Below are 20,370 nucleotides of genomic sequence, written 5' to 3'. Positions count from 1 at the left end.
GCTCCCGCCGGTCGACCCGCTGACGTTAGCGAACTGGCCGGGATGGATCAGCGGCGCTCATCGCCTTGGCAATGACGCGCCGTGCCCACGGCGACCACCCTCGCCCGCCAGCGGTCTGGGAGGGCTGCCATGCCGCGATGCAGGGATGGTGGCCCGCGTGGTCGGCAGCCGCTGCGGCGGCTAGAGAAGCGAGCGCGCGCAGGCCACGCTCGGCGCCGGCGAACACGCTGGGATCGAGCGTGACCTGCTGGCACAGCAGCCGGCCCGCTGCGTTGGCCGATTCATAGGTGCTGGGGTGGCTCAGCTCGTGCTCGTTGGCGCGCAGCGCGTCAAGTCCGTCGCGGTGCGGCTCGCCGTTCACGAGCAGCGACTTGCGCCGCGTCGCGATCGTCCGGATTCCGGTGGGGCGCCTGATCGCATGGCTGGAGCGCCCGTCGATCGCGATGTCGATGTCGATGCAGTACAGCGCTTGGTCTCCCATGCCGGCGGGCCACCACAGCGAGGGGCGCTCGAGCGTGACCAGCCACTCCAGCTCGTTGCGGCCACGGGCCAGCACCGGCTCAGACTGCGCCATGCCGTCGTCGCGCGTAGCGGCGGGCCGGGTGGATTCGCGGGACCAGCCGGCATCGGGGTCGTCGGCGGGCAGCACGGTCGTGGTCACCTCGCCGCGGTGCGTGCCGCTGCTGTTCACGGTGGCAGAGATGCGCAGCACGGCCTGGTCGAAGCTGGCCTCGATCACCAAGGCCCGCACTCGCTCGATGCGCGCCGGCCCGGTCTGGCAGATGCGGACGTGCGCGTCCTGGTCCTGGGGCACCCGCACGGTGCCGCGCGCCGCCTCGACGGCTGCCAGATGCTCGGCGCCCGAGCGCAGCAGTGGACTCACTTCGAACGCATGCTCGGCGTGGCGCCCGCGCAGATCGCCCAAGTAGGTGCCGTCGAGCCAAAGGTGGCCCAGCTCGCACAGGCCGCTCGCAACGAGCCACCAGCGGGTGTGAGGGTCAGCAGCGCTGCGGGGTCCTGCCGGCAGCTCGGGCGGCAGCTCGAAGTGCCTTCGGTAGAGCACGGCATCGGACTGCGCGAGTCCGGAATCCAGCCACCACCGCCCCAGATGCGGCGTGGCCTTCCACGCATCGTCGTCCAGCGCCCGGTCGGCAACGGTGCGCCACTCGCCAGCCCCCGCAGCACGCACCAGCCAGTCACCAGCCAGCGTCCAGGTATTTCCGCCTTGCGCCGTCAAATGGAAAGTCATCGAAAAATACTGAGAGAGATGAATGGGTGTGCTGCAAACATCATGCAAGACCCCCGCCCAGCGAGCCGAGCGGGGGCCTTCGTGGACCGGAGCTGCGAGAGCTTCGTTCCTTGGGGGCTGCCGGGTGGCCGGGAGGGCCTGTACATCCATTCCCGAGGGGTTCGACTCCCCTTGCCTCCACCGTCACGCTATGCGCGGCCAACGGGCGGTGCAACCGGCTTGCGCTGACGCTTGGGGGAACAGCGTCGGTCTCGCCGGATGTCCCGTGCGGCGTCGCGCTTCATGCGTTATCGGGCCTCATGGCGGGCTAGGTTGCCCGCCATGACCCACCCCTCCACGCTCGGCGAACTGCGCAAGATCGGCTGGGTGTCCCAGCCGATCAAAGAGGAGATGCGTGCGAACGCCGCCAAGGCTGTCGCCGCGGGAGAGCCGCTGTTCGACGGCGTGCTGGGCTACGAGAACACGGTGCTACCTCAGCTCGAGAACGCCATGCTGGCCGGCCACGACGTGGTGTTCCTCGGCGAGCGGGGCCAGGCCAAGACCCGCATGATCCGCTCGCTGGTGAACCTGCTCGATGAGTGGATGCCGTACATCGAGGGCTCCGAGATCTTCGACGACCCCTATAACCCGGTGTCGCGCCACGCCCTCGATCTCGTCGCCGAGCACGGCGACGACACGCCTATTGCGTGGGCGCATCGAGATGTCCGCTACGGCGAGAAGCTGGCCACGCCCGACACCTCGATCGCCGACCTCATCGGAGAGGTCGACCCCATCAAGGTCGCCGAGGGCCGGTACCTGTCTGACGAGCTGACACTGCACTACGGGCTGGTGCCGCGCACCAACCGCGGCATCTTCGCCATCAACGAGCTGCCCGACCTTGCCGAGCGCATCCAGGTGGGCCTGCTCAACGTGCTCGAGGAACGCGACGTGCAGATCCGCGGTTACAAGATCCGCCTGCCCCTCGACGTGCTGCTGGTGGCGACGGCCAACCCGGAGGACTACACCAACCGGGGCCGCATCATCACCCCGCTGAAGGACCGCTTCGGGGCCCAGATCCGCACCCACTACCCGCTCGACGTGGACACCGAGATGGACATCGCCTCGGCCGAAGCCCGCCCGCTGGACCTGGCCGGGATCGATGTGGGCTTCGACGGCGGCGTCAGCGTCACGCTGCCCGAGTTCATGGCTGAGATCGTGGCGACGTTCAGTCATGTGGCTCGTGCCAGCAGCCATGTCAACCAGCGCTCGGGCGTGTCGGTGCGCATGACCGTCACCAACACCGAGACGCTCGTGGCTAACGCCACCCGCCGGGCGCTGCAACGCGGCGAGCGCACTGTGGTGCCTCGTGTCAGCGATCTCGACTCGCTCATGAGCTCGACCGCCGGCAAGATCGAGATCGAGTCGATGGAGGAAGGCCGCGACGGCAAGATCGTCGAGACCATGCTCAAAGCCGCCGTGCTGGAGGTCTTCAAGAACCGCTTCTCGCCCGACGAGCTCAGCGACGTGGTGGCCAGTTTCGGCGAAGGCAAGGTGGTGCACACCGGCGACGATCTCGGCTCGGAGGCCTACATGGAGCTGCTCGCCGGCAACCAGGCGCTCGCCGTCGCAGCTGAGTCGCTGGTAGCGACCGCTGCGGATTCGCAGTCCGACGAGGGTGCCGCACCCGCAGTGCTGGCCTCTGCCGTCGAGCTGGTGCTCGAAGGCCTGCACCTGTCCAAGCGGCTCAACAAAGAGCACGTCGGCGCCCGGGCCACCTACCGCTCCCGTGGTTGAGTGGCTGTATGGGTAGCGACCGTTGCCATGAGAGAGTGATGTATATGGAAGAGCGCGTTGGATTCCCGCAGCGCTCGGCTGCACTCCGGCCGGACGGGGCCAGCCAGTGAAGATCCGCTGGCGCCGGGCTCGCCGGGAAGGCGCGCGCTTCGAATACTCGGCCTGGGACGGCACCCAGACGGGTTTCGACTTCGACGCGGACAGCCTGTTCGCGGAGATGACCGACGACCTGCTGTATCACGGCGATCTCAATGCGGCGCTGCGCCGGCTCATGCAGCAGGGTTTCACCGATTCGGAAGGCAACCGGCTCGAAGGCCTGCGCGAGATGCTCGAGCGGCTGCGAGAACGCCGCTCGGAGATGCTCGATCAGTTCGACCTCGGCGGCGTGTACGACGACATCGCCCGCGAGCTCGACGAGATCACCGACACCGAGCGTGAGGCGCTGGCGGAGTTCGCGCACGACGCGGCCGACAGCGGCGATGAGCGCCGCGACGAGATCGCCCAGTCGAGCGCCGCCGAACGCAACCTGCAGCTCGACATGCTGCCCCCCGACCTGGCCGGCAAGATGCGCGGCCTGCAGAGCTACGACTTCGAATCGCCCGAGGCGCGCGAGCAGTTCAACGAGCTCGTCGAGCGGCTGCGCCAAGAAGTGGCCCAGAGCTACTTCGACCAGATGACCGGGGCCATGGGCAACATGAGCCCCGAGGACCTGGCCCGCACCAAGGACATGATGGCCGAGCTCAACCAGATGCTCGAACAGCGTGCCCGCGGCGAGGAGCCTGACTTCGAGGGATTCATGGATCGCTATGGCGATTTCTTCCCCGAGAACCCCCAGACGCTCGACGAGCTGCTCGAGATCATGGCCAAGCGCATGGCGGCCATGGCGTCGATGCTGAATTCGATGACTCCCGAACAGCGCCAGCAGCTCGCCGACCTGGCGTCGCAGTTCATGGACGACATGGACCTGCAATGGCAGGCCCAGCAGCTCGCGCAGAACCTCCAGCAGGCGTTCCCCGACATGGGCTGGGATCGCAACTACTCCTTCGGCGGCGACGACCCGCTGTCGATGTCGCAGGCGGCCGACGTCATGGGTCAGCTCGGCGATCTCGACGCGCTGGCCGAGATGCTGCAGGGCGCTGTCAGCCCGTCGGCACTCGCTGAGGTGGATCCCGAGCGGGTCCGCGAGCTGCTCGGCGATCAGTCCGCAGAGGCCCTCGAACGGCTCAGCGAGATGGCCCGCATGCTCGAGGAATCGGGTCTCGCGCAGCACACCGAGGGCCGCCTGGAGCTGACGCCGCGGGCACTGCGCCGCATCGGCCAGAACGCGCTCGGCGACCTGTTCAACCGACTCATGGACGACAAGGTCGGCAGCCACCAGGTGCGCAAGTCAGGAGTCGGCCACGAGTTCGCGTACGAGACCAAGCCCTACGAGTTCGGCGACGCCTTCAACCTGAACATCGAGCGCACCGTGCGCAACGCGGTGACCCGGCAGGGGACCGGCACACCGGTGAGCCTCACACCCGACGACTTCGAGATCGAGCGCTCTGAGCTGCTGTCGCGGGCATCGACGGTGCTGATGCTGGACCTGTCGCTGTCCATGCCGATGCGCGACAACTTCCTGCCGGCCAAGAAGGTCACGATGGCGCTGCACTCGCTGATCTCGACGCAGTTCCCGCGGGACTACCTGGGCATCGTGGGCTTCGCCGAGTCAGCCTCCGAGCTGACCGCTGCGCAGCTGCCGGAGGTGTCTTGGGACTTCGCCTATGGCACCAACATGCAGCACGGCTTCATGATCGCCCGGCGGCTGCTGGCCCGCCAGACCGGCTCAAAACAGATCATCATGATCACCGACGGCGAGCCGACCGCTCACCTCGCCCGCGACGGGCGGCCGTTCTTCGCCTACCCGCCGGTGCGTGAGACCATTGAGGCCACGCTGCTGGAAGTGGCGCGGGCGACCCGCGAAGACATCCGGATCAACGTGTTCATGCTTGACCCGAACAGCTACCTGCGAGCCTTCGTCGAGAAGATGACCGAGATGAACGGCGGGCGGGCGTTCTTCACGAGCCCTCAGAACTTGGGCGACTATGTGCTCGTCGACTTCTTGGAGCACCGCCGCCGACTGGTCACCAGCGGACGCCTGTAGCTGTCACTCGGAGTCGGAGGCGGGGAGCAGGCCGGCCAAGACCATTTCGGCGAACTGGCGGGCGAGGTCTTCGAGGCGCAATTCGCCGCCAGGGCGGTACCAGCTGGCCAGCGAGTTGAGGCCCGAAATCATGATCCGGGCGAGGACCTTGGCATTGGCGTCGTCGCGCAGCGAGCCGTCGGACTGGCCTTCTGCAAGCAGGCCGACCCACAGGTTCGTGAAGTCGCGCAGGGGCACCCTCAGGCTCTGGCGGGTCTGAGGAGGCGACTCGTTGTAGCAGCGGATGTTGGCCACCGTGAAGTTGCTCTCGGCCACGATGCAGTTGACGTAGGCCACGATGGCTTCAGCGAGACGGTCGGAGCCTTTCGCCTCGGAGCCCAATGCCTCCAGCGCAGCGTCGATCGCGCAGCGGGCGTGGTCGATGCCGACGCTCAGCACCTCTTCGACGATCGCGTCCTTGGAGTCGAAGTGGTAGTAGAGGCTGCCTGCCTGCATCTCTGCGGCGCCGGCGATGTCGGTCAGTGTGGTGGCGGCATAGCCACGGCACGAGAGCAAGCGCGCAGCAGCATCCAAGATGCGCATGCGGCTGCGCTCGCCCTTGCGAATCCTCCGGCCGTTGCCATTGCCATTGCCGCCGTTCTCGTCGGCGGCAGCGGCAGCGGAGTTGTTGGTGGGATCCGGCCGGGCCGAGCTGCCGGTGGCGGCCTCGGTGCTGTTCATGCCGCTGAAGAACTTACTCCTGAACGGGCGTTCATGCAGGAGTCGCACCTTGATCAGGGGGTTTCGCCCGACAGCGGTGCGCGGACCACGGCGAATGCGAGGATGCGGCGGCGCGGGGCCTGGCGCGTTCTGGGGCTGGAACGGGCGTGCTCACCTACACTCCGCGAAGTCGTCTGCGAGGCTTAGGGCCTGTGCCGATCGCGGGCAGCTGCGGGTAGAGGCGACGGGAGCCACGGTGAAGTTCAACTTGTTCATGTACTGCACGATCGGCCGCCGCCACGAGCTGGAGGCGGGCCTCGCAGGGCTCAACAACGACTACTACCAACGCATGCTCGGCGAGATCGCCGACATTGCACGCTTTGCCGACGACAACGGCTGGCACGGCTTCGGCCATCCTGAGCACCACCTGCAGATCGAAGGATTCGAGATCTCCAACGACTTGAACCTCATGGCCAGCTGGATCGCGCAGCACACCGCCAAGCTGCGGCCGATCGCGTGCGGCTATGTGTCCACCACGCACAACCCGATGCGCGTCGCCGAGCAGGTCGCAACCCTCGACCACATGACCGGCGGGCGGCTCAGTTTCGGCGTGGTGCGCGGCTACCAACATCGCTGGGTGGACCAGTTCAAGATCCGGCCCGACCTCGCAGCGGTCGGCAAGTGGAACCGCGGCACCGACGAAGACGCCTACAACCGCCGCTTCTTCGAAGAGTTCGTCGACGTCGTTCTCACCGCCTTGAAGAGCCCCACGTTCTCCTATGAGGGCGAGTTCTGGCGTTTCCCCAACGACAACCTCAACCCCCACACCCACACCGTGTATTCCGATTACGGCGCCGGCGTCGACGAAGACATGACGATCCATGAGGTCGGCATCGCCCCGCGCCCGCTGCAGACACCGCACCCGCCGCTGTACGGCGGGTTCACGATGTCGATGGACTCGGCCGTCTTTTGGGCTCGCTACGGCGGCACGCCGATCGTGCTGAGCGACAAGATGGAATTCTGCGAGGCGCTGTGGAAGGCGTACCGCGACGAGGCCGCCCGTCACGGCGTGGACAAGCCCCGCGGGCACGAGTGCGGCTGGGGCGGCGTCGCCGTCTGCGCGCCCACCGACGCCGAGGCGTGGGAGCAGTTCGCCGACATGGAGTGGTTCTGGAATCAGTGGTCCATCCAGTTCGGCCAGGGCATGCCGCTGCAGCTCGTCGGCAGCCCCGACACGATCAGCCGCCAGATCGAAGAGGCGCAGACGACGTTGGGCATCGACGAGGCGTTCTTCCTGGTCCCCCAGGGCATCCACTCCGCCGACCAGATCAACGCGTCGCTCGAGCTCATCAGCGACAAGGTGATGCCTCGCTTTGCCTGAGCCGGCGCGCGGCCCGATCAAGCCTCTCGCGACAGCGACAGCGACAGCGACAGCGGCAGCTCGCTCATCATGATCTCGGGCATCTCCGAGCGAACTGTCGATGCTGGGGACGGTTCGATCGCGGTGGTGGTGACGCCACGCGGGGAACTCGACCTAGGCGCGATCGCATCGTTGGACAGCGCGTTCCGCTCCGCGCTGGCCGCTGCGGGGACGCCGCCGAAGCTCATCGTCGACCTGTCCGACGCAGACATCCTGGCCCCGGTAGTGGTGGGCGTGCTGCTCGATGCGCGCCGACGGTGCCGCAATGGGGGAGGCGTCATGGTGCTGGCCGCTACCGCCCCCGAAGTGGCGGCCGTCCTCGCGGATACCGGGATCGCCCCGCTCTTCGCCTCGGCGACCGATGTGCAGGCAGCGATCGGGCAAGTGTCGGCGGCATCGCACTGCGGGAGCTGAACTTCGGGCCCTGAGGACGGTGCGGTGCTCGGTCCGTATCCTGTGCGTCCATATGGCGGGTTCTGGCTACCTGTTCCAGCGCGAGACGTTCGTCGGAGGCGACAGCCGGCTCGCTCGCTACGTGGCTCGGCCGATCCTCAATTTCGTCAACCGTGAGGTCGCCAGCAGCGTGCTGCTGCTGCTGGCCACTGCCGCCGCGCTCATCTGGGCGAACTCGCCTTGGAGCGACAGCTATTTCGACTTCTGGCACACCTACATCGATCTCGCGATCGGCTCTTACCACCTGCATCCGTTGACGTTGGAGCATTTCGTCAACGACGGCCTCATGGCGCTGTTCTTCTTCGTGGTCGGCTTGGAGATCAAGCGTGAGCTGGTCACCGGCCATCTCGCGAACGTGCGGGCTGCGATGCTGCCGGCGATTGCGGCCGTCGGCGGGATGGTGGTGCCGGCGCTGCTGTACTTCGCTCTGAATCCGTCGGGCGACGGCGCGGCGGGCTGGGCGATGCCGATGGCGACCGACATTGCGTTCGCCGTGGGCATCGTGTCACTGCTGGGATCGCGGGTCCCTGCGATGCTGAAGCTCTTCTTGTTGACGCTGGCCATCGTGGACGACATCGGCGCGATCGCGGTCATAGCGATCTTCTACGCCAGCGATCTCGACTTCAGGTGGTTGGCGCTGGCCGCCGGCCTGCTGGTGCTGATCCGGGCCCTCACCGTCCTGAAGGTCTGGGCAGTCGAGGTGTACGTGGTCATCGGGCTGGTGGTCTGGTTCGCGACGCTCGAATCGGGGGTGCATGCCACCATCGCCGGGGTGGCGCTCGGGCTGCTGGCGCCGGCCAAGCCGCTCCTCGACCGGGTGCAGGCCCAAGACGTGGTGGATCACCTCCCCGACAATCCGAGCGTGGAGCAGGTCCATCAGGCGTCGTTTCTCGTCCAGGAGTCGGTGCCGATGACCGAACGCCTCGAGTCGGTCCTCCACCCGTTTACCGCATTCCTGATCGTTCCTGTCTTTGCGTTCGCCAACGCCGGGGTGAAGCTGTCAGGCGACACCGTGTCCGACGCGGCCAGCTCGCCCATCACCTGGGGAGTGATCCTGGGGCTGGTCGTCGGAAAGCCGGTCGGTGTCACGCTGTTCACCTGGCTGGCCACGCGGCTCGGCTTCGAGCTGCCCGAAGGCCTCAACTGGCCGCAATTCGTCGGCGCGGGCTTCGCTGCGGGCATCGGCTTTACCGTGTCGATATTGATCTCGGGCCTCGCCTTCGACGACGGCGGCGTGACCGACCTCGCCAAGATCGGCATCTTGGTGGCTTCGGTGGCGGCTGCTGCGGGTGCCCTGCTGGTTTTGTGGTGGGCCGGAAGAGGTACCGGAGACGACGGGATCGTGGCACCGCCCGAGCACGAGATCCACGGCGGGTCCTGAACGCTGAGCGGATCGGTGCGCCCGCTGCGGAGGCGGCAGAATCCTCGGCTCCCGCGATCCGGCCGGTCGCAACGTCGCCGAGTCTCCTGCCGCCTCCGCAGCTTTGGCATCTGTGCCGACTGGCGCACGTCTTTATGCATCGTGGCTCGTGGCCCGGCATACTCCCCCGAGCCATCTCGACCTGACCTGATCCTGATCATGCCGCGACCCTGGAGGTCCCTGTGACTGCTGTTCCGTATCTGGCCCTGATCGCTTCTGTGCTGGCGCTGGCGCTGGCGTACTACTTCGCCAAGGTGGTGCTGCGGGCTGACCAAGGCACCGATCTGATGCGTGAGATCGGAGCCGCCATCCGCGAGGGCGCCATGGCGTTCCTGCGCCGGGAATACAAGTGGGTCTCGGTCTTCGTGGCGGCGATGTTCGTGCTGCTGCTGATCGTGCCGATCGACGGCCGCCCAGCCGCCAGCTTCGCCTATCTCATGGGTGCGGTGCTGTCGTCCGTGGCGGGCTTCATCGGCATGCACATCGCCACTGCGGCCAATACCCGCACGGCCAACGCGGCCCGCGAGGGCGCGGCCAAGGCCCTGCCGCTGGCATTCAAGGGCGGGGCTGTCATGGGCTTCAGCGTGGCCGGATTGGCGCTGCTGGGCATCTCGATCAACTACCTGCTGTGGGTGAAATGGCTGGGCGTCGACCAGGCGTTCCAGGTGGTGGCGGCGTTCGGCCTGGGCGCCAGCTCGATCGCCCTGTTCGCCCGTATCGGTGGCGGCATCTACACCAAGGCGGCCGACGTCGGCGGCGACCTGGTGGGCAAGGTGGAAGCCGGCATCCCCGAGGACGATCCCCGCAACCCGGCCACCATTGCCGATGCGGTAGGCGACAACGTCGGCGACGTGGCCGGCATGGGCGCCGACCTGTTCGAGTCGTACGCCGGGTCGATCGTGGCGCCGGTGGTGTTGGCCTCGCTGCTGGTGCCGGTGTTCATGGAGGGCGACAGCCTGGCTGCCAACTTCGGCGATGCCGAGGCGCTTCTCATGTACCCGATCCTGATCGGAGCGCTGGGCATGATCGCCTCGATTGTCGGCGCGCTGTTTGTGCGAGGCCGCGAGGGCGCCAGCCTGTCGGGGCAGCTGCACGCCGGCCAGTACGTGGCCATGGCACTCACGGTCGTGTTCTCCATCGTCGGCACGCTGGTGCTGTTCGGCGGCAGCCCGACCATCGGCGACTACGTGCTCGACGCACCGATCTTCCTGGCGCTGACCATCATCGTGGGGCTGCTCGGCGGCTGGGCCATCGGCTTCACATCGGAGTACTTCACCTCTGAGCACTACCGCCCGGTGAAGGGCATTGCCCAGCAGTCCGAGACGGGTGCCGCCACGGTCACCATCGAAGGCATCGCGCAGGGCAAGCTCTCGACGCTGCCGGCGGTGGTGCTCGTCGTGGGCATGATCGGTCTGTCGTACTGGTTCGGCGGGCTGGCCTTCGGCGACGCGGGCAACGTGATCGGTCTGTACGGCGTGTCGCTGGCAGCCATCGGCATGCTGGCGGTGACTGGCGTCATCGTTGCTGTGGACGCCTACGGGCCTATCGCCGACAACGCGGGCGGCATCGCCGAGATGGCCGAGCTGCCGCCCGAGGTGCGCGGCGTCACCGACAGCCTCGACTCGTTGGGCAACACCACGGCCGCCGTCGCCAAGGGCTTCGCAGTCGGCTCGGCTGCGGTCACCGCGCTGGCGCTGTTCAAGTCGTTCAGTCTGACCGCAGGCGACCAGGTGCTCCTCGACATCAACGACACCGCGGTCACGATCGGGCTGTTCCTGGGCGCCATGACGCCGTTCATCTTTGCGGCGCTGACGATGTCGTCGGTGGGACGGGCAGCTCAGGCGATGATCGTGGAGGTCCGTCGGCAGTTTGCCGAGATCCCGGGCCTGCGTGAAGGCGAGCCGGGCGTGAAGCCCGACAGCCGTCGCTGCGTGGACATCTCCACCCAGGCGGCCCTGCGCGAGATGCTGCTGCCGGGCGGCTTGGCGGTGGTGCTGCCGCTGGTCATCGGCTTCATCGACGTGAACGCGCTCGGCGGTTTCCTGGCCGGCGCAGTGGTGACCGGCTTCCTGATCGCCATCTACATGGCCAACTCGGGCGGTGCGTGGGACAACGCCAAGAAGTACATCGAGGCAGGAGCGCACGGCGGCAAGGGCACCGATGCGCACGCGGCTGCCGTGGTCGGCGACACCATCGGCGATCCCTTCAAGGACACCTCAGGCCCGGCGATGAACATTCTCATCAAGGTGATGACCATCGTGAGCCTGGTCTTCGTGCCCGCCTTCTTGTAGGCCGGTGGGCTGCATAGGTCGCCGAGCGCCACAGTTCACCGAGCCGCCAGTGCGGGATCGGGGTAGACGTGACATCGGTATCCACATCGACGGCTGAGTGCGGGTGCGCTAGCCCGAGATCCGGTTGGACGCGACTATTTCCGCCTTTGTTATCGTTTCAACGTATGCGTCTTTGGGGGAAGACCTGGCGCTCGCAGAGTTCTGTCAGGACAGGTCGATGGAATCAGCGTCGCGGCAGCGCTGGCCGTGGCCGTCGTGCTGTTGTGGCGCTGTTGACGTCGCTGGCCTTGGTGGCGGCGCTCACCCCTCACGCAGGTGCCGACGACGGATTCGATCTCACGCAGGGCCTCGCGCCCCCGGCGCTGCCTGAACAGGGCGGCCTCACGTACCCCAATCTCGGCTCGGCCCTCAGCGATCTCGCCGACGATCCTTTTAGCGCGCAATACGGCGCCGATTTCCTCTGGGGCGGCGGCTCGGGCGGCGGCGGCTCGGACAACGGCGTCGCTGCGTCGCCGTTGCAGCCGGGCGACAGCGGGACCCACACCGCTTCGATGCTGGCGCTCTCGATCATCGTCGACGGCGATGTCGGACACGTTGTCGATGTGATCAATGCCAGCGGCGGCGATGTCCGCAACGTGCTTGGCAGCTACATCGAGGCTTATGTGCCGCCGTCGGCGCTGGCCCGGTTGGCGCGCACGCCCGGGGTGAGTTGGGCGCGAGAGCTGGCGCGGCCCATGCAGGCTAGGGGAAGGGTCACCAGCGGTGGTGTCGCGCAGCACCTCGCCGGCGCTTGGCACGACGCCGGGATCAAGGGTCAGGGTGTCAAGATCGGTGTGATCGACTTGCCAAGCGGGCGCACGACTAGGGATGGTTTCACCGGAGCGCCCGCATTGTTGGGTACCGATCTGCCGAGTGCGGTCACCGTTCGGTGTTACACCGGTCTGGGCAAACACACGAGCAACATTGCTGATTGTTCTGCCGCAGGCGGCAACAACCACGGCACCATCGTGGCCGAGACGGTGATGGACGTGGCACCCGAGGCCAGCCTGTACATCGCCAACCCGGTCTCGTCGGGCGATGTCCGCCGCACGGCCGAGTGGATGCACGCGCAGGGTGTCAAGGTCATCGTCTACTCCGTCACTTGGGAGTTCCATGGCCCGCCCGATGGCACCAGCCCCTACATCTATGGCGCGCTGAACACGGTGAAGTGGGCGGCTGACAACGGCATCGTCTGGGTGAACGCAGCCGGCAACCGGCATCTAGACACTTGGTACGGCCCCTTCACCGATGCCGACAAAGACAACATTCACGAGTGGAAGCCCGGCACCGAAAATCAGTACCTGACTTTGGGACCGGGCAAGAGCGCGCGTGTGTTCATGCGCTGGGACGACACGTGGGAGGGCGCCGACGACGACCTTGCCCTGATGGTCGTGACCAAGCCCGGCTCTGCTGATGAGGCTGTCCTTGCGACGGCGAACGACACGCAGTCGGGAGGCGCCCATCACGAGCCCTTCGAGAGGGTCACCGTCCAGAACAACGGATCGCGATCTGCCACTGTCGCTTTGAGAGTCAAGTCGATGGACGGGTCCAAGCCCAAGTGGATTCAGCTCGTCACCTGGGACGGCGTGCTGGGAACGCAATCGGACGGCTACAGCGTTATGTCTCCTGCGGACAGCCCGCATCCCGGCATGCTGGCTGTCGGCGCTGGCAGCCCGGTAGGGGTTTACAACTACAGCAGCCGCGGGCCGACTCCCGACGGCCGCGTCAAACCCGACATCGTCGGCGCAGCCGGCTGGATGACCGCAGCGAGCGGCCTGTTCCAGGGCACCAGCGCGGCTGCCCCCCATGTCGGCGGCCTGGCCGCGCTCGTGGTTCAGCAGAACCCGACCTTCGCCCCAGCAGAGGTCACCGGTTACCTCAAGGCGCACGCCAAGCCGAATGGCCATGTCGTGCCGAACAGCACTTGGGGGTACGGCTTCGCGCAGCTGCCCTCGCCGAGTTGCGTTGAGGACCTCAACGGTTCGGGAACCACGTCGGGCAGTTGGACCAATGACTGCTTGTCGGCCGTCGACTCCGCCAAGAGCGGCCGTTACTACAGCATCAGGGTTTTGCAGGAATCGGCGGTGACGATCGATCTGTCGTCGAGCGTCGATTCGTATCTCAGCCTGCGCAGTGGCTACAACGCCCAGAAGGGCGCTGCGCTGCACAGCGATGACAACGGCGGCACCGGCAACAACGCCCGGATCAGCGCCACGCTCGCAGCGGGCAGCTACACGATCGAAGCGACCACGGCTGCCGACGCTCAGACCGGTGCGTTCTCGCTTGCCGTCAGCGGTCTGGCGGCAGTGCCGCAAGTGAGTCTCAGCGGCGGCGCGGATGTCACCGAGGGTTCCAATGTCCGCTTCACCTTGACTGCCAGCCCGATACCGAGCTCGCCGCTGCCCGTCAAGGTGCGGCTCTCGGTGACGGGCGACTACGGGGTGACGCCCAGCACGCGTACGATCAATATCCCCACCAGCACCGGCAGCACCGATCTCGTTCTCTCCACTGCCAACGACGATGTCGCCGAGGTGAACGGCGGCATCACCGCGACGCTCGTCAAAGGCGCGGGCTACGACGTGTCGTCCAGCGCGTCGGCTGCCACTGTCGGCGTGAACGACGACGACAACTTCAGCTGCCATGACCTCGTGGCCGCCGATGGCTCTGTCGACGGCACGTTGGTCACGAACTGCAAGCAGAGCTTCTACTCAGAAAACAGCAAGCGGTACGCCCGTTTCTACTCGTTCGAGATTGCCCAACAAAGCGGTGTCGTCATCGAGATGGAGTCGTCGGAGCTGAACCCGTACCTCATGCTGCGTCAAGGCAAGGACGTGCGGTCGGGCACGCCCTTGCATTTCAATGACAACGCGGGAGAATCACAGAACCCGCCCGGCACGGCCCTCATCTGGAACGCCCGCATCAGCGAGGCTCTCAGCGCCGGGTGGTACACGATCGAGGCATCCTCGCTGGATCACGAGGACACCGGCGCTTTCAAGATGCAGATCCGGGGCTTGAGCCCGCAGACATCGGTTCCGGTGATCAGCATCGCCGGCGGCGACGACATCACCGAGGGCGAAGACGCCGGCTTCACTCTCACTGCCTCCCCCGCGCCTGCGTCTGACCTCGATGTCACTGTTGCGGTCACGCAAGACGGGAATTTCGCCACGACCGGCTCGCAGACGGTCACGATTCCCGCCACCGGCAGCGCCACCTTGACGGTTTTCACAGACGACGACAGTGTCGCGGAGCCCGACGGTTCCGTCACCGCAGCGATCGACGACGGCAACGGTTACGCCGTGTCCTCGACAATCTCGGTAGACAAGCGCACCGGCGCCGGCATCGCGACGGTCAACGTTGCGAACGATGACGAAGGAGCCTGCACCGAAGCGCTGACCGCCGACGGCACTGTCTCGGGGACGTGGGCCGATACCGATAACTGCAGTTCCCAACAGCGTCCAGGCAGAAACGCTCGGTACTACGTCTTCGAGCTGGAGCAGTCGAGCAAGGTCACCATCGACCTCACGTCAACGGTCGACACCTACATGTTCCTGCTCTCAGGAGAGAACACCCAGAGCGGCCAGCCGCTGTACAAAAACGACGACGTCGGCGGAGGAAACCTGAACTCCCGCATCAGCGAAACGCTTGCGGCAGGCTGGTACACCATCGAGGCAACCACCTACGCGAGCGGCATCACCCGCGACTTTTCGCTGACCGTCACCGGCTTCGCGTCGCAGCCAACTGAACCCGAGATCAGCATTGCGGCTGGGGGCGGTGTGACCGAGGGTGCTGCTGCGAGCTTCACGGTCACCGCGACGCCCAAGCCCGCAGCTGATCTGGACGTGACGATCAGTGTGACGCAGAGCGGTGACTACGGCGCGACGACGGGTTCGAGGACAGTGACGATTCCGGCGTCGGGTTCGGAGACGTTCACTGTCGCGACGGCGGACGATTCGGTTGACGAGGCGGACGGTTCGGTGACCGCGACGGTGGGCAGCGGCACGGGCTACACGGTCTCGTCGGGCAGCGGGAGCGCCACGGTGGCTGTGGCCGACAACGACGTCCCCGAGATCAGCATTGCGGCTGGGGGCGGTGTGACCGAGGGTGCCGCTGCGATGTTCACGGTGACCGCGACGCCGAAGCCCGCGGCTGATCTGGACGTGACGGTCACAGTCTCTCAGAGCGGCGATTACGGCGCGACGACGGGTTCGAGGACAGTCACGATTCCGGCGTCTGGTTCGGAGACGTTCACTGTCGCGACGACGGACGATTCGGTCGACGAGGCGGACGGTTCGGTGACCGCGACGGTGGGCAGCGGCACGGGCTACACGGTCTCGTCGACGAAGAGCGCCGCGACTGTGGCGGTGTCTGATGATGACGATCCGTTGCCGGTCATCAGCATTGTCGGCGGCTCAGCGGTGGCCGAGGGCGGGTATGCGACGTACACGCTCACGGCCAGTCCTTCGCCGGCGGCGCCTTTGACGGTGAATGTGACGGTGTCCCAGAGCGGCGATTTCTACGTGGGGACTGGTCCGACGACTGTTCAGATCGCGACGTCGGGCGCCCACACTCTGAGCCTCGGCACCACAGCCGACAGCATCGACGAGGCTGACGGCTCGGTGACGGTGACGCTGTCGGCCGGGACGGGCTACGCGGTGTCGTCCACGCAGGGCGCGGCGTCTGTGGCTGTGTCTGATGATGATGTGCCTGAGATCAGCATTGCTGGGGGTAGTGGCGTGTTTGAGGGGACGGCTGCGAGTTTCACGCTGACTGCGTCGCCCAGGCCTGCGGCTGGTTTGGATGTGACGGTCGCTGTGTCGCAGAGCGGTGATTTCGGTGTGTCGGCGGGGTCGCGGACGGTGACGGTTCCGGCGAGTGGCGTCAAGACGTTCTCGGTCGCGACCAGTGGCGACAGCGACGACGAGGCGGACGGCTCGGTGACTGCGACGGTCAAGGCCGGGTCGGGATATTCGGTGTCGTCGGGCAGCGCTGCGGCCACGGTCGTTGTCGCGGATGATGACGACGGCGGGTGCAGTGTGGTGTTGCCTGACGACGCTGTCTCCGTTGATGAGATCACCGGTTGGCGGGATGGGTTGTCTGCTGCTGCGGCTGCGGGGGTGAAGCGGTTCAATCGTGTGCTGGCTGCTTTGGGCACTGACACGGGCTATACGCCGATGACGGCTGAGCAGGCTGCGGGTGTGGCTGGTTGGCTGGGGAACTCGCGTTGGGATCGTATTGCGCGCACTTTGGCGGCGTTGGAGCAGGCGCAGTGCGAGGACTCCGAGGACGACGAGGATGAGCCGCAGATCAGCATCGTCGGTGGTGCTGGTGTGGTTGAGGGGTCGGCTGCGAGCTTCACGGTGACGGCGTCGCCGGCGCCTGCGGTTGGTCTGGATGTGACGATCAGTGTGTCGCGGTCAGGCGATTTCGGTGCGGCGACCGGAACGCGGACTGTCACGATCCCCGCCAGCGGAAGTTACACACTGACTGTCGCCACTACCGGTGACGGCATCGACGAGGCCGACGGGTCGGTGACAGTGTCGGTCGACGCCGGCACCGGCTACACGGTGTCGTCGAGCGACAGCAGCGCCACGGTCGCGGTGGCCGATAATGATGTGCCCGAGGTCGGTGTCGCGGCCGGTTCGGGGATCACTGAGGGCGGCGATGCGACGTTCACGGTGACCGCGGCCCCGACGCCGTATGCGGCTTTGTCGGTCGAGGTGACAGTCGCCCAGAGCGGCGATTTCGGTGCGGCGACCGGAACACGGACGGTGACGATCCCCTCCAGCGGCAGCTACACCTTGACCGTCTCTACCGTCGGTGACAACGTCGACGAACCCGACGGATCAGCAACCGTGTCGGTGAGCAGCGGCACCGGCTACACAGTGTCGTCCACAGCTGGTTCGGCGACTGTCGCTGTGTCCGACGATGACGACCCGCCGCCGACTGTTCCGCAGATCAGCATCGCTGCGGGCAGCGCCGTGACTGAGGGGACTGCGGCGTCGTTCACGCTGACAGCCAACCCCGCACCGGTGTCAGCCCTGACGGTCAGCGTGACCGTCGCCCAAAGCGGCGACTTCGCTGCCACCGGCGAGCGGACGTTCACGATCCCGACGACCGGCACCGCGACGTTCACCGTCGCCACCACCGACGACACAACCGACGAGGCCGACGGATCGGTCACCGCGACAGTGGGCAGCGGCACCGGCTACACCGTGTCGTCCACGCAGAGCGCGGCGACTGTCGCGGTGTCTGATGACGACGACCCGCCGCCTGTGCCTGCGGATTGTGTTTCTGACGAGACGTTGGAATCGGCGCGTGAATATTACGACCTGAACCGTGACCGGGCGCCGGGTTATGGCCGTAACTGGCGTCGGGTGCTGGTGGCGTTCGGTGATGTGACCAATGATCAGTTGACTGCGATGACTGCGGCTGAGGCGCTCGAGCGCGAGCAGCGCTGGTTCGGATGGCGGCCGTTCCGTGAGGCGTTGGAGTGCATCGAGGCAGCCCAGCAGCCCGCGAACCCGGAGATCAGCATTGCTGCGGGCAGCGGTGTGACTGAGGGCTCTGCGGCGTCGTTCACCGTCACTGCGTCGCCGGCGCCGGCTGCTGCTTTGTCGGTTGACGTGACGGTTTCGCAGTCAGGCGATTTCGGTGTCACGACCGGGTCGCGGACGGTGACGATCCCCACCACGGGCAGCTACACGCTGACGGTGGCCACGACCGGTGACAGTGTCGATGAGGCCGACGGGTCGGTGACCGTGTCGGTGGACACCGGAACCGGCTACACGGTGTCGTCGTCAGCTGGTTCGGCGACGGTCGCGGTCGCAGACGACGACGACCCGCCCCCTCCGCCCCCGCCTCCGCCGCCGGCTGATCCGGAGATCAGCATCACCGCGGGCAGCGATGTCGCTGAGGGGACCGCCGCGACGTTCACGCTCACGGCCAGCCCTGCGCCGGCGTCGGCTCTGCCGGTCACCGTCACCGTCGCCCAGAGCGGCAGCTTCGGCGTGTCCACCGGAGCGCGCAAGGTGACGATCCCGACCGGCGGGAGCTACACGCTGACCGTCGCCACCGCCAACGACAGCACCGACGAGGCAGACGGGTCGGTGACCGTCACGATCGGCACCGGCACGGGCTACATCGTGTCGTCCACGCAGAGCGCGGCGTCGGTGGCGGTGTCTGATGACGACGACCCGCCGCCTCCACCGCCGCCTGTGCCTGCGGGTTGTGTTTCTGATGAGGTGTTGGAGTCGGCGCGTGTCTATTTCGACCTGAATCGTGATCGCGCGCCGAGTTATGGCCGTAACTGGCGTCGGGTGCTGGTGGCGTTCGGTGATGTGGTCGATGATCAGTTGACTGCGTTCACTGCGGCTGAGGCGCTTGAGGGTGAGCAGATCTGGTTCGGGTGGAAGCCGTTCCGTGAGGCGTTGGAATGCATCGAGGCAGCCCAGCAGCCCGAAGATCCCGAGATCAGCATCGCTGCGGGCAGCGCCGTCACCGAGGGGACCGCGGCGTCGTTCACTATCACCGCGTCTCCCAACCCGGCGGCGAGCCTGGACGTAACGGTGACCGTCTCCCAGAGCGGCGATTACGGTGCGACGACCGGGGCACGGACCGTGACAATCCCCACCAGCGGCAGTCACACGCTGACCGTCGCCACCACCGATGACACGGCTGATGAAGCCGACGGGTCGATCACCGCCACGATCGGCTCCGGCACCGGTTACACGGTGTCGTCGAGCGACAGCAGCGCGACGGTCGCGGTGGCCGACGACGACGTGCCCGAGGTCAGCGTCGCGGCGGGCAGCGATGTCGCTGAGGGGGCTGCGGCGTCGTTCACGCTCACGGCCAGTCCTGTGCCTGCGGCGAGTGTTGACGTCAGAGTGACCGTGTCGCAGAGCGGCGACTTCGCTGCCACCGGTGAGCGGACGGTCACGATTCCCACGACTGGCACCGCGACGTTCACCGTCGCCACCGCCGACGACACCACTGATGAGGCGGACGGGTCGGTCACCGCGACAGTGGGCAGCGGCACCGGCTACACCGTGTCAGCGACCCAGAGCGCTGCGACGGTGGCGGTGTCCGACGACGACGACCCGCCGCCGAGCACGCCGGTCATCAGCATCGTCGGGGGCACTGCGATCACAGAAGGCGGCAATGCGACCTACACGATCACCGCCAGTCCCGCACCGACGGCGCCCCTGACGATCAGCCTGACGGTCTCTCAGAGCGGCAGCTTCCATTTGTCGCCTGGTCCGATGACCATCGAGATGGCGACTTCGGGCACCCACACTGTGAGCCTCGGCACCCACGACGACAGCACCGACGAGGCTGACGGGTCGCTGACTGTCACGGTCGACAGCGGCACGGGCTACACCGTGTCATCCACGCAGAACGCGGCGACAGTCGCGGTGTCGGACAACGATCTGGCCCCCGCCGGTCCGCCGACGGTGACCGTCAGCGACGCCACCGCCGTCGAGGACGCGCAGCACCTCGCCTTCGCGGTGACACTGTCGAAACCCAATCCCGACCCGATCACGTTCCGCTACGGCGGATACGGCCGCACCGCGACACTGTGGCAGGACTGGAGCATCGAGTACAGGGCGTTCACACTGGATGCCGGCGACACGACCATCGACGTGACCGTGCCGATCATCGACGACGACACCCCAGAAGACGACGAGACGCTGCGCGTGTACGTCTACGCCATCAGCGGAATCGTCATTCGCGACGGCTTCCTCTACGCCACCGGCACCATCACCGACGACGACGACTGACCGATCCCCCGAATGGTGACGAGTGCTGCGACAACCGCGGTACCGTGACGCCGAGTCACCGCTACCGCGTTATCACGTCCGACGACGAGGCCCGCAGTGCGCCGAG

General features: G+C 66.7%; 9 protein-coding genes. 7 read left to right on the top strand and 2 right to left on the bottom strand.

Annotated elements, in window-relative coordinates:
* Nucleotides 1-25 precede the first annotated feature (25 nt).
* Nucleotides 26-1,249, bottom strand: coding sequence for a hypothetical protein (locus tag ACOOF5_RS04970; RefSeq protein WP_420437216.1), 1,224 nt, complete (start codon nt 1,247-1,249; stop codon nt 26-28).
* A gap of 321 nt (nt 1,250-1,570) precedes the next feature.
* Here ACOOF5_RS04970 and ACOOF5_RS04965 point away from each other — a divergent pair, with 321 nt between their 5' ends.
* Both ACOOF5_RS04965 and ACOOF5_RS04960 read left to right on the top strand, forming a co-directional pair.
* Nucleotides 1,571-3,022, top strand: coding sequence for a sigma 54-interacting transcriptional regulator (locus ACOOF5_RS04965; protein ID WP_420437214.1), 1,452 nt, complete (start codon nt 1,571-1,573; stop codon nt 3,020-3,022).
* A gap of 106 nt (nt 3,023-3,128) precedes the next feature.
* Nucleotides 3,129-5,165 (top strand): hypothetical protein, encoded by a 2,037-nt coding sequence (locus tag ACOOF5_RS04960; RefSeq protein ID WP_420437212.1) that lies wholly within the window; start codon nt 3,129-3,131, stop codon nt 5,163-5,165.
* A 3-nt stretch (nt 5,166-5,168) separates the two neighbouring features.
* Here the strand turns inward: ACOOF5_RS04960 and ACOOF5_RS04955 are convergent, their stop codons facing one another.
* The gene (locus ACOOF5_RS04955) at nt 5,169-5,885 is read right to left on the bottom strand and encodes a TetR/AcrR family transcriptional regulator (protein WP_420437210.1); all 717 of its coding nucleotides are present in this window, start codon (nt 5,883-5,885) and stop codon (nt 5,169-5,171) included.
* A gap of 235 nt (nt 5,886-6,120) precedes the next feature.
* Between ACOOF5_RS04955 and ACOOF5_RS04950 the strand changes: the two genes are divergently transcribed.
* The 5 genes from ACOOF5_RS04950 (at nt 6,121) to ACOOF5_RS04930 (ending at nt 20,264) form a co-directional block, all read left to right on the top strand.
* Nucleotides 6,121-7,245, top strand: a complete 1,125-nt coding sequence (locus ACOOF5_RS04950) for an LLM class flavin-dependent oxidoreductase (protein WP_420437208.1) — start codon at nt 6,121-6,123, stop codon at nt 7,243-7,245.
* 69 nt (nt 7,246-7,314) lie between these two features.
* Entirely contained in the window at nt 7,315-7,698 is a 384-nt protein-coding gene (locus ACOOF5_RS04945) for an STAS domain-containing protein (protein WP_420437206.1), read from the top strand.
* Nucleotides 7,699-7,750: 52 nt separating this feature from the next.
* Nucleotides 7,751-9,118 carry a Na+/H+ antiporter NhaA gene (gene nhaA, locus ACOOF5_RS04940; RefSeq protein WP_420437204.1) on the top strand — a complete coding sequence of 456 codons (1,368 nt, stop codon included), beginning with the start codon at nt 7,751-7,753 and terminating at the stop codon, nt 9,116-9,118.
* A gap of 221 nt (nt 9,119-9,339) precedes the next feature.
* Complete coding sequence (locus ACOOF5_RS04935; RefSeq protein ID WP_420437202.1) at nt 9,340-11,448, top strand: sodium-translocating pyrophosphatase; 2,109 nt, start codon at nt 9,340-9,342, stop codon at nt 11,446-11,448.
* Nucleotides 11,449-11,711: 263 nt separating this feature from the next.
* Nucleotides 11,712-20,264 carry a hypothetical protein gene (locus ACOOF5_RS04930; RefSeq protein WP_420437200.1) on the top strand — a complete coding sequence of 2,851 codons (8,553 nt, stop codon included), beginning with the start codon at nt 11,712-11,714 and terminating at the stop codon, nt 20,262-20,264.
* The last annotated feature ends 106 nt before the right edge of the window (nt 20,265-20,370 follow it).

The sequence above is a fragment of the Candidatus Poriferisodalis sp. genome (genome assembly GCF_965214215.1).
In the GTDB taxonomy this organism is placed as follows: domain Bacteria; phylum Actinomycetota; class Acidimicrobiia; order Acidimicrobiales; family Poriferisodalaceae; genus Poriferisodalis.
This window is presented reverse-complemented; position numbering and strand designations above follow the sequence as displayed.

What these genes read in the sequence shown, in the direction of transcription:
- ACOOF5_RS04970 (WP_420437216.1), bottom strand. Translation starts at nt 1,249, where the DNA reads ATGACTTTCCATTTGACGGCGCAAGGCGGAAATACCTGGACGCTGGCT.
- ACOOF5_RS04965 (WP_420437214.1), top strand. Translation starts at nt 1,571, where the DNA reads ATGACCCACCCCTCCACGCTCGGCGAACTGCGCAAGATCGGCTGGGTG.
- ACOOF5_RS04955 (WP_420437210.1), bottom strand. Translation starts at nt 5,885, where the DNA reads ATGAACAGCACCGAGGCCGCCACCGGCAGCTCGGCCCGGCCGGATCCC.
- ACOOF5_RS04945 (WP_420437206.1), top strand. Translation starts at nt 7,315, where the DNA reads ATGATCTCGGGCATCTCCGAGCGAACTGTCGATGCTGGGGACGGTTCG.
- nhaA (WP_420437204.1), top strand. Translation starts at nt 7,751, where the DNA reads ATGGCGGGTTCTGGCTACCTGTTCCAGCGCGAGACGTTCGTCGGAGGC.